Here is a 14,429-nt window from a genome sequence, read left to right on the forward strand (position 1 = left end):
TTTCGCGAGAAGGCGGCCTTTTGCTAGGCGGCCGTACTAAGAAAAAACCCCGTCCTCCCTTCCGGGAAAAACGGGGCTCGGCACCTCATTTATTTAATCATGGCAAAGATGTCGTCGTAGGTCAGGCTGGACGGAAAGATCTTGTTGGAGAACGGTTTGTTATCCTCCAGGTGGTACTCGCGGAGCGCATCGGTATCTTTCAGCATGTTACCCGTCAGAATGCAGGCCACGGTCTCGTCCTTGTCCACAATCTGCTGGGAAACGAGCTTGCGCAGACCCGCTACCGTCGCCGCGGAAGCCGGCTCGCAGCCGATACCGGCCCCGTCGATAACGGCCTTCGCGTTCAGAATCTCCTCGTCCGTGACGGACACGGCAACACCGTTCGTCTCCTGGAGGGTGCGCTGCGCTTTGCGCCAGCTCGGCGGATCGCCGATATTGAGGGCCGAGGCTCTCGTGTACGGATTCGGCTCCGCTTCCAGCGCCGTTTTGCCCTCTGCGACCATCTTGTAGAAGGGACTCGCTCCCTCCGCCTGCACGAGCGCCACGCGCGGCAGCTTATCGATCAGACCGAGCGCGTAAAGATCGGAGAGCCCTTTGCCGAGAGCGGAAACGTTGCTCAGCGCGCCGCCGGGTACGAAGATCCAGTCCGGCAGCTTCCAGCTCATCACCTGCGCCAGCTCGTATACGATGCTTTTCTGGCCTTCGATGCGGAACGGGTTGATCGAGTTACAAATATATAAACCAAGCTTCTCGCTGTTCTCCTCCAGAAACTTGATGCCGTGGTCGTAGGTTCCTTCAATGGAGAAAATATTAGCGCCGTAAGCTAACGTTTGCAGCACTTTGTTCAGGGAAATGTTTTTGTTCGGCACGAACACGTAAGATTTGCGGCCCGCCAGAGAGGCATACATCGCAAGAGAAGACGACGTGTTGCCCGTAGAGGTGCAGGTAAACCGGTCGTAGCCCAGCGAACGGCCGTGCGTAACCGCAACGGTCATGCCGTTGTCCTTGAAAGAACCGCTCGGATTCTCGCTCTGAGCTTTAAGCCAGACGCTTCTTGTCCCCGCATAAGAGGCAACCGCATCGCTCCGGTACAGCCCCGTGTTTCCTTCGTATTTGGTCACGATCGCCGAATCTTCCACTTCCGGGAAAATCAGTTCTTTATAGCGCCATACCCCGCTTGCATAAGGGGAAAGCCTGTCGGAAAGCCGATTGTGGAAACGCTGTTTCAGCTCCTCGGCGTCCAGACCGGCAAAGTCCTGGGAAATATCAAGCATTCCATTGCACGTACAGGTATAGCGGAATTCGGCAAACACCTTGCTGCACTCAACGCAAACATATTTCATCGCGGTTCGATAGACTAGCGTCTATCTTCCTCCTCACAAGATCAGATTTACCGCCTCATAAGAGTGGCGGACATATTAGGACGGGCCAGCTATTATTTCTACGTCAGATCTATGGAATGATTAACCAATGCGATCTTTTGTGGTATTTTTGCATACTCTATGAAAAAAATCAATCATTTCCGCTCAGAATGAGCCTTCGATTTCATTTTTATAATGAGAGATATCGGCGTGCAGAACGATCCGCGGAACCCGGTCCTCCAGCTCCACCTTGCACAGGCAGGTCGGATGGATATAAGGAAGCTCCCACAAATCGCGAAGATCGCGGCCTTCGAAATACGCCATGATCAGCTTGAGGGCAACCGTGTGAGTGACGATCAGAATGCTTTTGCCCGGATTCTCTTCGGTGATTCTCAAAATCTCTCCGACCGCTCTCTCCCTTACGTCCTCATACGATTCGCCCGTACCCGCGCGAAACTGATGGGGCGCTTTCCAGAAAGCATGATGCCGCTCGGGCTCACGCTGCTCGATGTCGGGCAAACGCTGCCCCTCCCACTCCCCGAGGTTCATCTCTCTGAGGCTGTCCCGCTCCGCAATGTCCAGCTTCCGTGCGCCCCGTATAATCTCGGCTGTCCGGACGGCCCGCGGGCTCGAACTGGAGTAAATGCCGTCCAGCGGCACCTCCGCCAGCGCTTCGCCCAGCCAGGCCGCTTGCGTTTCGCCCAGAGATGTCAGCGGAGAATCCTGATGCCCCTGCATCTTCTTGGCCACGTTCCATTCGGTCTGCCCGTGACGGGTCAAATATAAAGTCGTTACCGCCATTTGTATTCCTCCCGTTATGGTTTTCATCCTCTGTAATGTGCCGCCGTTGATTGAAGAGAGCTTCGCTGCACAAGCCGGAATCGCTTCAGCTCTACCCGGCCGGAGATTTGGCAGACTCGCCCGCCAGGCGCTTCTCAAAACAGATACTCGCTTCACTGCCGATATATTCGCCGTATCTGTCGATTTCCACATAGCCGTGCTTCTTATAGAAATGAAGGGATTCCGGCTGTTCCAATTTTTCAATCAGCAGCCATAGATCCGGATGTTTGGCATCCACGTGTTTTAAAGTAAGGTCCTCCATCTCGCGCACTCCTTTTCATCTGTGTGCTGTTTCTCTATGAAAGATTTGCTTATAAGCGATTGAGCCTCTTTACATACATTCGGTTTTTCCTTTTGGAAGTCCTTTTCCCGGTCCGTAAGTCTATATAGAAAGTTGGCCTTGTGGATAAATCGGGTTGTGGATATGTTAATAACAGAAACTCGATCTATACACAGATAGGCTTTTAAAAGTGTAGATTATGGGGATAAGTTTGTTGATAACTGCTGATAACTAGAAAAAACCGCCTCCCCTACAGAGAAAAATCTCTTTTTGGGAGTGCGGTTTCTGGGGATAACCGGAAATTCGCGGTTACTTTTCCATAGAAAGTTCTTCCTGGGGCCGGGCTGCGGGCCGCCGGTGGGACACATGGCTATGAAGCACCATACCGGCCACAATGATCCCGATGCCGAGCCAGGACAGCGCCGAAGGAAGATCGGCGGACAGCAGCAGCACCTCGCCCGCCAGGGCAAAAAGCACCTCGCCCGACTGCGTCGCTTCCACGGCGGCCAGCTTGGACACGTCTTCCCGCACCATGTCCGTCGCCCGGAAGAAGAGAATCGTGGCGATGACGCCGGAAGACAGCGCGACGATGAGCGACTGGAAGGTCTGCTCCGTGCTCGGCAGCCCGGCGCTCGCGTATGCCCAGCCCGCGAGGAGCAGCCAGAACGGCAGGCTGGCCAGCGTCATGCCGAGCACGCGCTGGAACACGTCCAGCCCGCCGCCGCACAGCTCCATCATCTTGCGGTTGCCGAGCGGATAAGCGAAGGAGGCGATCACAATCGGCAGGACGCCGAGCAGCAGATCCTTCGCCGTCAGCGATCCGGCCTGCTCAAGCTGAAGCAGGAAGATGCCGGCCAGAATGACGAGCGACATCGCGAGACCGCGCAGCGGAATCCGGCTGCGGACTTTTACGGGCCCGGCGGGAGTCGCGGCCGTCTCCCAGAAGAGCGGGGCGAGCAGGGAGCCCGAAATGATGGTAAGCTGCCACGTTCCGGCGGTCAGCCAGCCGGGAGAATAGGACGCGGCGAAGCACATGGGCGCGTAAAACAGCCCGAAGCCGACTGTGCTCCACAGGAGCCATTTCCACGGGTGCAGCCGCATCGCCCGGAAGAGAGGCCGCAGGTTGCGGCGGCCCGCCACGATCAGGAGCAGGAACGGGACCATGAACAGGTAGCGCAGAGAGCCGCTCCAGAGCCAGCTCCCTCCTCCCAGCTCCATTTTACGGTTAAGCACGAACGTAATGGCAAAGAAAAAGGCGGATAAAATGCCCAGCAGTATCGGTTTCATGGATGTTCAGCCTTTCTCTGCTTGATTGCTCCCGGCCAGTCGCTCCCCCAAGGTGAGCCAGTTCTCTTCGACCAGACGGGAGACGGCCGCCGCATCGCCCTTCCGGCAGGTTTCGGTGATTTCGCGGTGCTGCTCGACGGATTGAAGCCCGTGAACGGAAGCGAACCGGGAAATTTCCAGCCGCTGCACTTTAGGCAGGATGCCTTTCAGCGCGGACAAGATTTCCGGGTTGCCTGCCGCCCGGAGAAACACGGCGTGGAAACCACCGTCCGCCTCGATTGCCGCCGGAATGTCGTTCCGGCCAAGAGCTAGCTCCAGCGCCCTGTTGGACGCTTCCAGCGCTTCATACTCTTCCGGGCCCAGACGCGGCACGGCCAGACGGGCGGCCAAGGCATGGAGCGCCGCCACTACGGTGAAGGCGTGCCTGCCTTCCTCGGGCTTCAGCGGCGTGACGCGTGTCGCGGAGCCGGGAACCGCTTCGACGAGCCCCTCGTCTTCCAGGCGCTTGAGAGCCTCCCGGACAGGCGTGCGGCTTACGCCGAATTGCTCGGCCAGCTCCTGGTCGCTGAGCTTGGCGCCCGGCTCGAGCTCCAGCGAAACGATCGCTTGCCGCAGCGCCTCGTAAATCTCGTCGCGGAACGATTGGCGTTTAATGCGTTGAATGGTTGGTTTCGTTTTCATAAAACCAATATATTGGTTTATAGATTAGTTTGTCAACCTCTTTTCCGGGAACAGAAAAAGCAGGCGGGCGTTATCCGCCCGCCTGCCTCATCCAGTTTACAAGTCCTACTCCTTGCTCGCTTTGAATCTTTTCGACCGACTCATCGCCGGCGACTTCCCCGTCCCGGATCAGAATAACGCGGTCCAGCAAAGGCTCGATCTCGTCGACTTCGTGGGTGGACAGGACAAGCGTCTGTTCCTCCATGTCCACGAAAGAAATCACGGTCCGGATGATCGATTCCCTCACCAGCGGATCCAGACCGGACAACGGTTCGTCCATCACGATCAGCGGAACCTGTCTGGCGAGCACGAGCACGATTTTCAGACGCGCGCGGTTGCCTTTGGACAGCCGGACTACCTTTGTCTTCAAATCCAGCCCGAAAGATTCGGCCAGCTCCAGCGCCTTCGCAATGTCAAAGTCTTGGTACATCGCGGTGTAAAAACGCAGCGTACGCTCCACCGTATGAGCCGGATAGAATACGTCCTGCTCCGGCAGGAACGCGATCCGCCGCGAACTGATCCGCGATACCCGCTGTCCTTCAAGCTCCACCCTTCCTTTGGAAGGCTGCAGCAGTCCTGCCATCAGCTTCAGCACGGTCGATTTCCCGCTTCCGTTCGTGCCGATGATGCCGATAATCTGTCCCCTCGGTATGTGGAAGCTGACGTCTTTCAGCACTTTTTTGCCGATAAAGCTCTTGCTTACCCCATCGAACACAACGATAGGTTCCGTACGGTACCCGGTTTCTGCCATTTTCATTTCCTCTCCTCTGAAAGACCCTTAATTCAGCTTGAGAAATTTCTGTACATTCTCTATAATCTGCTCGTTGGAGTAGCCCAAATCACGCATTTCCTCCGCGAATCTTTTTAATTCTCCTTCTTTCAGCTCATCCCGGAGCCGCGTTAACAACGACTCGTCTTCCGTAACAAACATCCCCTGTCCCCTCCGGCTTTCGACTATGCCCATTCTCTCCAGCTCCATATTCACTCTCTGGACCGTATTGGGATTAACCCCGAACTGTACGGCAAGTTCCCGGACCGAGGGCAGCTTGCCTCCCGGCGGAAATTCCTTGCGGATGATTTGCCGGCATACCCGCTGAACCAGCTGCAGGTAAATCGGCTGCGAGCCCGAAAACTGTTCAGGCATGAACTTACACCTCCACTTTGCGATCCAAAAGCCAGGCCGGTATATACACGACGACAGCCAGAGTTGCCAGCGACCAAATCATTTCCCCCGAATAAAAAGGATCGCCGTCCAAATCAAAGGCGTAGCCCCACTTGAACAAAAATTGATACACCGGGCTCATTTCAAACGTATATTCCACGAGCATGACCGCCCCGATCAGAATAATCGCCGCCAGCCAGCGCAGCCGGCCGACCCGGTTGCTTAGTGCCAGAGCCGTGAAGTACACCAGGACCGCCAAGGCGGCGATAGAAAACGCGATAAAGAAAAAGATAAAGGCTTCTTTAAAGCCCGAGCCGTGAAGCAGACCCGAGAAATAACTGACATGTCCCGCTAAATAAAACGGATCCTCTCCCGCACGTTCGATCAGCGTCGTTTTCTCCACCTTGTACATCCACAGGAACATCGTAATCGAGACGAGCAGACCGCTGATCATCTCCGTCAGCGCAGCCGCATATTTCGCCCCGATCAGCTTCCAACCCGGCTGCGGCAGCTGAAACCAGAGCGGTGCCCGCTCCCGTTCTTTACCGAAACTGATCAGCAGATAAACGGACGGAAGAAAAACATGCAGATAAATGATGCCCAGCCACAAGGGGGTGACAATCCCCGACTGGTAGCGGTAAGCCATAAACGTCATCAAAGCGATCATACCGACGGAAAAAGCTGCCCAGGTCTTTTGAGAGCCGGTCACGGCTGTCCGTAAGCCGATTTCTTTCTTGAATAAATTCCACCATGCGTTCAAAGTGTATTCCTCCTCGGTCAGTTCTTTGTGTTACTGTATTAATTAAATAGTACACTGGTACAAAGGGAGTGTCAACCCGTATTTTTCCTTTGCCAGCTACTTGATTGAGGACCTATAAAAGTTAGAACTTACACCGGGAACCTCCATCCGCTACGATAAATCGTAGTGAATGGTCCTTTTTAATCAGAAAGGAGACTATCCGGAATGACACCCCACCTGATGAAACTTGTGAAAAGAAAACTGCTGAGCGCAACCGTTTCTTCACTCTTGTTCGCGTTCTTTTCCGCCTGGTACACACGGCATAAACCTTTCTTTTATCACCCTGCGGGAGCCGACCCGGGAGCTTTTTCCCGGTTTATGTCCGTGGGGTTTGTCTACCTGGTCTACTCCGCTCCCGTTATTTATGTATACGGCACCTTTACGTCTCTGCTGAGCGATTTTATCGGTTTTTGCGTCCTGCCTTACAGTAAGCTGCGGCTTGTCGTTTCGGGAATCATGCACGGAGTGTTCGGACTGATTCTTTTCCCTGCCAGTCTGGCGGCGGCCGCTTTGTTTTTTGTTGCGGATATAGTTCTGGCAGCCCGTTTCTCCGGTCAAAAGGAATAAAAAAAAGCAGCCGCACGGGCTGCTTCTAAAGGCAGGCTTTTTCGCCAGGTATGAATTTTAACCGCGTAAACTATACGCGTCCTGAATCAAATGGGCGGCTTCTCCCGGCGGAACGAATTTCATTTCGTTAGCGAAAAACTCAGATGCCGACGACGGTTCAATCGGGACCGCAAGAAGCAGCTCCCAGCGCGCGGTGCTCGGTGCTCAGCGTCACATGAAGGTGGTCAACCCTATCGGGCCGCCACTCCCCTCCGCTTAGCGCGGAAGCTGTACGGTCATTTCCAGATTGTCCAGGAAAGTGACCGGCGTCATCCGTTTGGTCAGCAGTTCCAGCGAAGCGTTCTTGCTGACCGCAGGGAATTTCAGCTCGTACTCGTAGACGTCGTCGTCGACGCTTTTCAGCTTCTTGCCCGTCTCGTCCAGTCCTTTGCCGTTCTCGACCAGCCAGATGCCTGTTGTTTGCATCGGTGCCGTTTCACCTGCGGCCGCTACCCGCACAACGGTTTTGTCCTCGCCGAAGTCCACGCCCGCGACGGAAATGCTGCCGATTTTCCCCTGATCCACTTGGAGCGGATAAATTCCCTTCGGAGGCGTTTTCACATCTGCTTTGTCCGCAAACATCGTCGACGTATCGTCGTAATACCCGCCGATATAAGGCTTGATCGTCAGCTCCTGCGGCTGATCTTTCAACGCTTCCACCGCTTCCTCATGCCCCATGCCCAAAGTACCGTCGGAGAATGCGAACATCCCGCCGCTCCCGCTCTGTCTCTCATATATCCATCCGTTGCTATCTATCACCATGTAGTCCATATCCATGATTTTACGGTCGATTTCCGGGTCCAGATCAGCGGGATCGGCCGGTAATTTGCGAGAGATCGTAAACTCCGTGCCAGCTTCGGAAGCGTTGAGATATTCCAAGGCGAACTCCACTCCGCCCCAATGTTTCTTTAAGGAAGGAGTCAATTGGAACACCGGTGCTGCGTTTGTGTCTTTAGCTGCGGCTGTTACCGCGGGCTGTGCATTAGCTTGGTGAGCGGACGCATACGGCCCTGCTGCTGTCAGGGTTCCTCCCAATACGATTGCGGCGCTTAATACGGCAAGTGTTGCTTTTTTCATGATTTCATTCTCCTTTTCTGTAGCAGGACGGGATGATTGCACGGCTTCCAGGTTTGCGTTGCTGTGCTGCGTCCTACATACCTATAGGCGAGAAAAGGAAGGGAGTGGTTCAAAGATTTGGGGGATAAATGCTGCCGGGTCATAACCAAAGAAGTGCTGAGAAGCAGAATACTATAAAAAATAACCACAAACGAGGTTTAGTTGCCTGTGGCCCATTTACTTAGTTCGTCCTTATAAATAACCCATTTTCACTTGCCATCTTTGTACAATCATTAAATGTTTCTTTGGTGCTGCAATAGACAGGGAAACTCAAATCAAAATTTCCAATAACGACAAAACTTCCAAAAAAGAAATTCGAAAAGCAAACCTCTCTTGTCGATAAGCTTAGTATCAATTTTATGATAGAAATATCTCTAACTTTTATTAATGTATCTTCCGTGATACTTTTTTTCATATTTAATACCAAGTTAACCTCTTCTGAATCAAATTTTTTCTTTAATTCCCTATTATTAATGCTCTTAAAATTTCTAATGAATATATGAAAGTCTGGATATTCTCTGATGCACCTGAGTACAAATTCAATAAAGTTCTTTTCATATTTGATATTATGTCCTTCGTAACTAATTAGCCTAAATGCTTCTTCTTCATTTAGAGCACTTTTGTATTTATCAAGAATCCCAACAACTAATTTATTAGGATGATCAAGATTTTCAACATCCAATCGTCCAAAAGTGCTAATTATTTTTTCAATTTCATTAATAGAAGCATATTCTATGGCTTCCAAAAAAGCACCTCATTTTCTTAGAAAATTAGCAAATTAGTCAAGAATATTAGGGAGGGCTCAAAGGAAGTGTGCACCGAAATAAATGTACTTTCGATATAGCCGATAGATCAGCAAAAAAGGGGGAACCCGTGAAGAAACCCCCTGTTCTCCAAGGGTTTAGACTTTCAACTCTTTTGATCTAGTTTCATCGTTACACGGTGTAGGCCTTATATACAAAAAAGCCGTACCAAAATCATCTGCGATGAATTTCGGTACAGCTCTTTTCTTTGCTGAACCTCTTTGCTCAATTTCTAGAAGAGCAGCCTCTCTATTTGGCCGGTATCACGAAGTGCGCACCCGAAATAAACGTGCTTTCGATATAGCCGATGGTGAGATAAACGTCCTGTTTCTCGGCCGCTGCGGCAATCGGGTCGAAATGGAAGGTGGCTGTTTGGGTCGCCGGGTCATAGTCCGTTTTGGTAATTTCAAATTCTTTGTAAAGGGACGGATCTTGTAAATCCTCCCGACCGATGGAGATCAAATCAATGTCCGCTCTGAACTTCCCGCCGTAGCCGTCGTCCTGCACCTTCGGCTCTTCGAAGAAAACGAATTGAACCGTACCGTTGGAAGCTAGAACGCTTTTAATGTTTCCCTGACTGGCTTGAACGGTTTTGGAAGCAGCGACGGATTGGTCAGATGCCAGTTTGACGACGACCTTGAAATCCTCAATCCAGGAATACCAGCCGACATTAAGCTTGCCCGTAGCCGGGTCGATTGTAATGCCGTATGAAGAGTCCCCCTCGTCCTGCCATCTCTGGTGATCGTTTGCGAATTCCAGGCTCCAGACGACCTTGGCGTCTTTGACGGCCTCGCCGTTCTTGTTTTTAACGGCCGCTTCAAAAGAAATGCTTTGGGCTGACTCGTCCGTTAGTTTCACGGAATCCGGGCCTGTGATGGCAATGGTGCTCTCCGTCAGCTGAGATACCTCCTCCGGGCCTGGTCCCGTGGTCTCCGTCGGAGCTGCCGTTTTAGTGGCTGCCCGCTGCAGCGTAACAATCGTTTCGGCGCGGGTGATCGGCGCTTCGGGCTTGAAGGAATGGTCCGCATAGCCGCTCATCACGCCGGAGCTGACTACGGCCGCAATCGCCGAGCTTCCCCACGACGCGATGGCAGACTGATCGAGGAAAGCCTCGGTTGTTTCGCTCTGAGCTGCTGTCTTATTCAGCAGCCGGGAGACGATCACGGCCGCCTCCTGGCGGGAAATCGAAGCGTTGGGACGGAAGCTGCCGTCCGGGTACCCCTCGATATAGTTGGCCTGGACCGCTTTGGCGACTTCACCGTACATCCAATCGGATGCCGCGATGTCTTTGAAGGAAGCCGTGCCCTGCGCTTCCAGCTTGAACGAGCGGTTAACCAGCGAAACGAACTCGGCGCGGGTTACCGCTTTGTCCGGCTTCAGCGTACCGTCCGCATAACCCTGTATGTATCCTTTGTCTACCCATTGCTTCGTCTGCTGCTCGGCCCAGTGTCCCGAGATATCGCTTGCAGCGGACGCCGAAGCGGCCCAAGATAGTTGAGCGGGCGCCATCACGGTGCATGCGAGCAGCGTGACTGCCATTTTTTTGCGTAATCCTGTACTTGTTTTCATTCGATGATGCTCCTCTCCGAGAGTAGTCTCCTAACTATTCGCCCCCTTCCACAATTCCCCTTCATTTCGAGACTAATAACCTAATTCTTTAGACCTATGTAATATAAGGGGATGAAAAAGCTGATCCCCTCCCGGCTAACCGGCTTCCCCTCTTCCGGGGCGGAATAAGAAAAAGCAGCCGCAACGGACTGCTTTTAGGGGCGGCTTTAACGCAAAATATATGTAAGTAAACATAGTAATTTTGTATCTAATCCACATGTAGGGTAATATGGGTATATAGTCCTTTTTACGATGTGACAAAAATTCCCCCTGAAAATATTATCATGAAAATTGCCTTCGTAAAATGGAACATTTATAAAACAAATATCAACTTTTCACTAGATTTTCCGACCGTCCTTCACTATGCATCCAATGAATACAGGTGCCTGATTCACTGGCGAGCTACAAGCTCACCGTACAAGCATCCTAACTTTAACCACTTAATAAACGGGAGTGACTGAAAAGTATGCAATTGCAAAAAGGACAAAAAGTCAATATTACCACTGGAAGAAACAACCCGGTTAAATTAACTATGAAGATTGGCTGGACTGCTAGTTCCAACATGAGTATAGATGCTGCGGCTTTTATATTATCTGCTCGGAACTATTGTGAGAAGGATGAGGATTTTATATTTTACGGTAACCCGACTGCTGTGAACGGAGCCGTGGCGCATTCTGCAACAAATTGTAAGGGTGAAGAATCCATTGATATTAATTTGTCCGAACTTCATGAAACGACTGCCAAAATCGCATTTACTGTAACCATTCATGAAAGAGAAAAACAAGGCTATTTTTTTAAACATGTAACCGATCTATATCTTCGATTAATCAATGCGGATAGCGGGGAAGAATTGCTCCGATTTAACTACGGATCTGATTTGTCTAACGAAACGGCCATAGTGGCAGGTGAGTTATACAGGCACGGAAGCGAATGGAAATTCTATGCAATTGGTAGTGGGTTTTATGGTGGGCTTGAAGCATTATGTACAAACTTTGGACTTGAGGTTATTAACGAGGAACCGGAGACGGCTGCATCTTCAGAATCCGTAGAGAAGCCGATTCTTTCAACTATTGATTTGCGTAAAAAAACATTAAAAAATACATTGGTAAAGAAAGAAATTGTTCATGTTAAAGCTAGAGTAGGTATTGTACTAGATATTTCAGGCTCTATGATATCCTTATACCGTGATGGTACTGTGCAAGAAGTTGTTGAACGCATATTAGCGGTAGCCAGCCATTTCGACGATAACGCCTCCCTGGATGTGTGGGTGTATGATCATTATTTCAGCCGATTACCAGCGGCTACGGAACAAAATTTTGACACGTATGTGATAGACCACATACTTAATAATACGGATATTCATAAGTTTGGCACGAATAACGAACCTCCCGTTATGGAAGATGTGATTCACAAATATACGAATGAAGAGAATTCCGACCTTCCCGCGTTTATTATCTTTATTAATGATGGTGGGGTTGTCAAGTCTATTAAGAAAGTTATTACCAAAGCCTCTGTCCAACCGATTTTTTGGCAGTTTGTCGGAATAGGCCGTTCGGATTTTAAAGTGTTAAAGAACTTGGACACAATGGAAGGGCGAGTCGTAGACAACGCGAATTTTATTCATTTAAATGATATTAGTGCTGTTAATGATGAGACGCTCTACGATCAGCTTTTAAATGAATTTCCGTCATGGATTAAAGAGGCCAAACAAAAAAGGATAATTAGGTAATTAAAAAAGGTCATGTGAAGATTAACTATCTTCCATGACCTAATTATTAGCTTGTAATAGTACCATTAATTAATCTTAACTTCGTTAAGTTCTGCAATGGACTCTGCTTTTTCCGATGATGCACTCATTATTAGATAAACGAATAAAATTGTAATTATAAATCCTCCAAACATTATAAACACCCCAATCATTTTTTTAAAAATATATGAATGGTATTGTATATATATGCTTGTAGGATGTCCTTTTCTACTCTTTTTTATTCACTAAATAACGAATGATCCTTTATTATAATTTCTTTCTCAATATGAGTCGCTAAAATACCAAGTTCAGGCTGCTGTAAACTCACTTCATGACCAAGGAAGCTTTTCAAAGCCAAATAAGGAAAATTGATGCCACTCAGACAAGAGATATATAAGCCCCCCGAGGTGCGCGGATTAATCTCTAAAAGTTTAGGTACTTTATTTTGGTAAATAAACTGAATATTAAAATTGTACATAAGCGGCAGTACTTTGTGTATGTCGTGAGACAACTGTATTAACTCGGTATTTTCTTCGAGCTCGCGAATCCTTCCCTCAACTTTTTTTCTGGGAACAGCTGCAAGAAGCCCTTCCTTGTTTCCTAAACAATCCACACTGTACTCATGGCCCTCCAGCAATTCCATAACCATCAGACTTTCGAAGCGATCCACACTTGATAGTATTCGAAGTACCTCTTCAAGAAGTATGCGATTAGTTACGGGTTCGTAAAGGCTATTTATATTTTTAGAAGTCTCTTCGATTATACGAAAACCTGCTCCGCCTTCCCCTTGTGCCGGTTTAAAGCAAACTTGGTGACCCTTATCTTTTAATACCTGATAAGCAGATTCAAATTCAGCAGCGGTACTTACGATGAAATAGTCCGGCAAGGTAAGACTTTCAACTGGTTTTAGCGCCTCGAACAATAGCCCCTTATCCGCAACGATATTTAGAAGCTTATAATCCCCGCTTAACAGCACTCTTGTACCTGTTTTTTCGAATTCAGCAGCATGCAACGAAATTTCGGTTAACCCAAAATGTGGAATAAAAATATCGATTTGATGGTATCGACAAAATTCAATACAGTATTGAACATATTGATCTATGGGCAGAATAGGCTCTAATTCAGCATAATCAGCCACCTGCAGCATAGGGGAATGTTTTTTGGGGTGAGTTGCATAAATTTCAAATTTTAGATTATCTGAGTTATTACGAATCATTTCCACATAATGACTAGCTGCAGAAAATGTACGATTAAACCATATTCGTTTTTTCATACTGGCTCCTTTTTTCCGTTCTCATTCCAGACACCATGCTTATCGCTTCTTTAATTCCATCCAGGAGTTCTTCAGAAGCTTTTATTCCAGCACTCTCAGTAAACCTGTATACGTTCGAAGAGCTATACGTATCGAACAGTTCCCCATGTCCCGGAGCAAAAATAAAATCAGCAGCTAGCAGCATACTTTCATCTAATAATGAATCACCTGACGCTGCAATATAAGAAGCTCCTATTCTTGTCTTCAAATGAAGCAGTGCAGCGCCTTTGCTTATTCCCGATGGGATCATATACAATTTACGTCCTTGGATGGAGAGAGTCCAACCGAGAATGGATAGTTTAATTCTTAAATTTTCGATGGTAGAGGCAGGTAGCTTATCACGTTCGATGATAATGACAAAAAATATATCATCACATAATCTTCCTCTCAGCGCCCATTCAGGAGACGATAGTTCATCAAACAAAGCCTTTACCTCAGTATGAGATGCAGAGGTCTTTAGAGCAGTCTGAACTATTGCTGACCACTCGACATCTGGAACACCTTCAAAAAGAATATTGGCCCCATTACTTGTAATGGCATATTTAGGCGTATATGTGTTCACAATATGAAATACTCTTTGATACTGCTCTATCGTTCGAGTAGTAACCGGAATGAACGTAGCAATTTGAGAAATATCATTCAGTAGAGATAAAGCTTGTTTTGACATAAATGAAATATATTCATCCTTGTAAAGCTCGACCGGAATCAGATCTTCATCATTAATTCCTGGACCCATGGATGTTTTAGAGTAAATTAGAGTTCTGTCTAAATCACTTGCAAAAATCATT

The 14,429-nt window shown here is 49.1% G+C and carries 15 protein-coding genes and 1 pseudogene; 3 read left to right on the forward strand and 13 right to left on the reverse strand.

The features are described 5' to 3' along the window. Positions 1-89 precede the first annotated feature (89 nt). The 8 genes from thrC to AC58P5_RS21165 form a co-directional block, all read right to left on the reverse strand. The gene (gene thrC, locus AC58P5_RS21130) at positions 90-1,343 is read right to left on the reverse strand and encodes a threonine synthase (protein ID WP_497390052.1); all 1,254 of its coding nucleotides are present in this window, start codon (positions 1,341-1,343) and stop codon (positions 90-92) included. 183 nt (positions 1,344-1,526) lie between these two features. Beyond that, positions 1,527-2,162, reverse strand: coding sequence for a histidine phosphatase family protein (locus AC58P5_RS21135; RefSeq protein WP_497390054.1), 636 nt, complete (start codon positions 2,160-2,162; stop codon positions 1,527-1,529). A gap of 91 nt (positions 2,163-2,253) precedes the next feature. Next, complete coding sequence (locus AC58P5_RS21140) at positions 2,254-2,463, reverse strand: hypothetical protein (protein WP_497390056.1); 210 nt, start codon at positions 2,461-2,463, stop codon at positions 2,254-2,256. Between the two features lie 327 nt (positions 2,464-2,790). Further along, positions 2,791-3,768, reverse strand: coding sequence for a DMT family transporter (locus AC58P5_RS21145; RefSeq protein ID WP_497390058.1), 978 nt, complete (start codon positions 3,766-3,768; stop codon positions 2,791-2,793). Positions 3,769-3,774: 6 nt separating this feature from the next. Beyond that, a complete protein-coding gene (locus tag AC58P5_RS21150) occupies positions 3,775-4,449 on the reverse strand; it encodes a GntR family transcriptional regulator (protein ID WP_497390060.1) in 675 nt (224 codons plus the stop codon). Between the two features lie 70 nt (positions 4,450-4,519). Further along, positions 4,520-5,239: an ABC transporter ATP-binding protein gene (locus tag AC58P5_RS21155; protein ID WP_497390062.1), complete on the reverse strand. Its 720-nt coding sequence runs from the start codon at positions 5,237-5,239 to the stop codon at positions 4,520-4,522. Between the two features lie 27 nt (positions 5,240-5,266). Beyond that, positions 5,267-5,632, reverse strand: coding sequence for a GntR family transcriptional regulator (locus tag AC58P5_RS21160; RefSeq protein ID WP_009671720.1), 366 nt, complete (start codon positions 5,630-5,632; stop codon positions 5,267-5,269). A 4-nt stretch (positions 5,633-5,636) separates the two neighbouring features. Continuing rightward, complete coding sequence (locus AC58P5_RS21165) at positions 5,637-6,410, reverse strand: hypothetical protein (RefSeq protein WP_497390064.1); 774 nt, start codon at positions 6,408-6,410, stop codon at positions 5,637-5,639. Between the two features lie 204 nt (positions 6,411-6,614). Between AC58P5_RS21165 and AC58P5_RS21170 the strand changes: the two genes are divergently transcribed. After that, positions 6,615-7,016, forward strand: a complete 402-nt coding sequence (locus AC58P5_RS21170) for a hypothetical protein (RefSeq protein ID WP_497390066.1) — start codon at positions 6,615-6,617, stop codon at positions 7,014-7,016. 255 nt (positions 7,017-7,271) lie between these two features. Here AC58P5_RS21170 and AC58P5_RS21175 read toward each other — a convergent pair whose 3' ends face one another. The 3 genes from AC58P5_RS21175 to AC58P5_RS21185 all read right to left on the reverse strand — a co-directional run bounded on the left by AC58P5_RS21175 (position 7,272) and on the right by AC58P5_RS21185 (position 10,543). Continuing rightward, a complete protein-coding gene (locus tag AC58P5_RS21175) occupies positions 7,272-8,132 on the reverse strand; it encodes a hypothetical protein (RefSeq protein ID WP_497390068.1) in 861 nt (286 codons plus the stop codon). A gap of 220 nt (positions 8,133-8,352) precedes the next feature. Further along, complete coding sequence (locus AC58P5_RS21180; protein WP_497390070.1) at positions 8,353-8,916, reverse strand: hypothetical protein; 564 nt, start codon at positions 8,914-8,916, stop codon at positions 8,353-8,355. A gap of 307 nt (positions 8,917-9,223) precedes the next feature. Beyond that, positions 9,224-10,543 carry an S-layer homology domain-containing protein gene (locus AC58P5_RS21185; RefSeq protein WP_497390072.1) on the reverse strand — a complete coding sequence of 440 codons (1,320 nt, stop codon included), beginning with the start codon at positions 10,541-10,543 and terminating at the stop codon, positions 9,224-9,226. Between the two features lie 505 nt (positions 10,544-11,048). Between AC58P5_RS21185 and AC58P5_RS21190 the strand changes: the two are divergent. Together AC58P5_RS21190 and AC58P5_RS21195 are read left to right on the forward strand one after the other, a co-directional pair. After that, positions 11,049-11,564 (forward strand): annotated as a pseudogene (locus AC58P5_RS21190) (TerD family protein); the annotation flags it as partial. Between the two features lie 75 nt (positions 11,565-11,639). After that, entirely contained in the window at positions 11,640-12,311 is a 672-nt protein-coding gene (locus AC58P5_RS21195) for a vWA domain-containing protein (protein WP_497390413.1), read from the forward strand. Between the two features lie 256 nt (positions 12,312-12,567). Here the strand turns inward: AC58P5_RS21195 and AC58P5_RS21200 are convergent, their stop codons facing one another. Continuing rightward, positions 12,568-13,602: an ATP-grasp domain-containing protein gene (locus AC58P5_RS21200; RefSeq protein ID WP_497390074.1), complete on the reverse strand. Its 1,035-nt coding sequence runs from the start codon at positions 13,600-13,602 to the stop codon at positions 12,568-12,570. Then, positions 13,580-14,428, reverse strand: a complete 849-nt coding sequence (locus tag AC58P5_RS21205; RefSeq protein ID WP_497390076.1) for an HAD family hydrolase — start codon at positions 14,426-14,428, stop codon at positions 13,580-13,582. The genes AC58P5_RS21200 and AC58P5_RS21205 overlap by 23 nt, the downstream gene beginning before the upstream one ends. Position 14,429 lies beyond the last annotated feature (1 nt).

Source organism: Paenibacillus sp. JT31N7, from assembly GCF_059692095.1.

Excerpts from the sequence above, each read along its gene's own strand:
- thrC (WP_497390052.1), bottom strand. The coding sequence starts at position 1,343 with ATGAAATATGTTTGCGTTGAGTGCAGCAAGGTGTTTGCCGAATTCCGC.
- AC58P5_RS21135 (WP_497390054.1), bottom strand. The coding sequence starts at position 2,162 with ATGGCGGTAACGACTTTATATTTGACCCGTCACGGGCAGACCGAATGG.
- AC58P5_RS21140 (WP_497390056.1), bottom strand. The coding sequence starts at position 2,463 with ATGGAGGACCTTACTTTAAAACACGTGGATGCCAAACATCCGGATCTA.
- AC58P5_RS21145 (WP_497390058.1), bottom strand. The coding sequence starts at position 3,768 with ATGAAACCGATACTGCTGGGCATTTTATCCGCCTTTTTCTTTGCCATT.
- AC58P5_RS21150 (WP_497390060.1), bottom strand. The coding sequence starts at position 4,449 with ATGAAAACGAAACCAACCATTCAACGCATTAAACGCCAATCGTTCCGC.
- AC58P5_RS21155 (WP_497390062.1), bottom strand. The coding sequence starts at position 5,239 with ATGGCAGAAACCGGGTACCGTACGGAACCTATCGTTGTGTTCGATGGG.
- AC58P5_RS21160 (WP_009671720.1), bottom strand. The coding sequence starts at position 5,632 with ATGCCTGAACAGTTTTCGGGCTCGCAGCCGATTTACCTGCAGCTGGTT.
- AC58P5_RS21170 (WP_497390066.1), top strand. The coding sequence starts at position 6,615 with ATGACACCCCACCTGATGAAACTTGTGAAAAGAAAACTGCTGAGCGCA.
- AC58P5_RS21175 (WP_497390068.1), bottom strand. The coding sequence starts at position 8,132 with ATGAAAAAAGCAACACTTGCCGTATTAAGCGCCGCAATCGTATTGGGA.
- AC58P5_RS21185 (WP_497390072.1), bottom strand. The coding sequence starts at position 10,543 with ATGAAAACAAGTACAGGATTACGCAAAAAAATGGCAGTCACGCTGCTC.
- AC58P5_RS21200 (WP_497390074.1), bottom strand. The coding sequence starts at position 13,602 with ATGAAAAAACGAATATGGTTTAATCGTACATTTTCTGCAGCTAGTCAT.
- AC58P5_RS21205 (WP_497390076.1), bottom strand. The coding sequence starts at position 14,428 with ATGATTTTTGCAAGTGATTTAGACAGAACTCTAATTTACTCTAAAACA.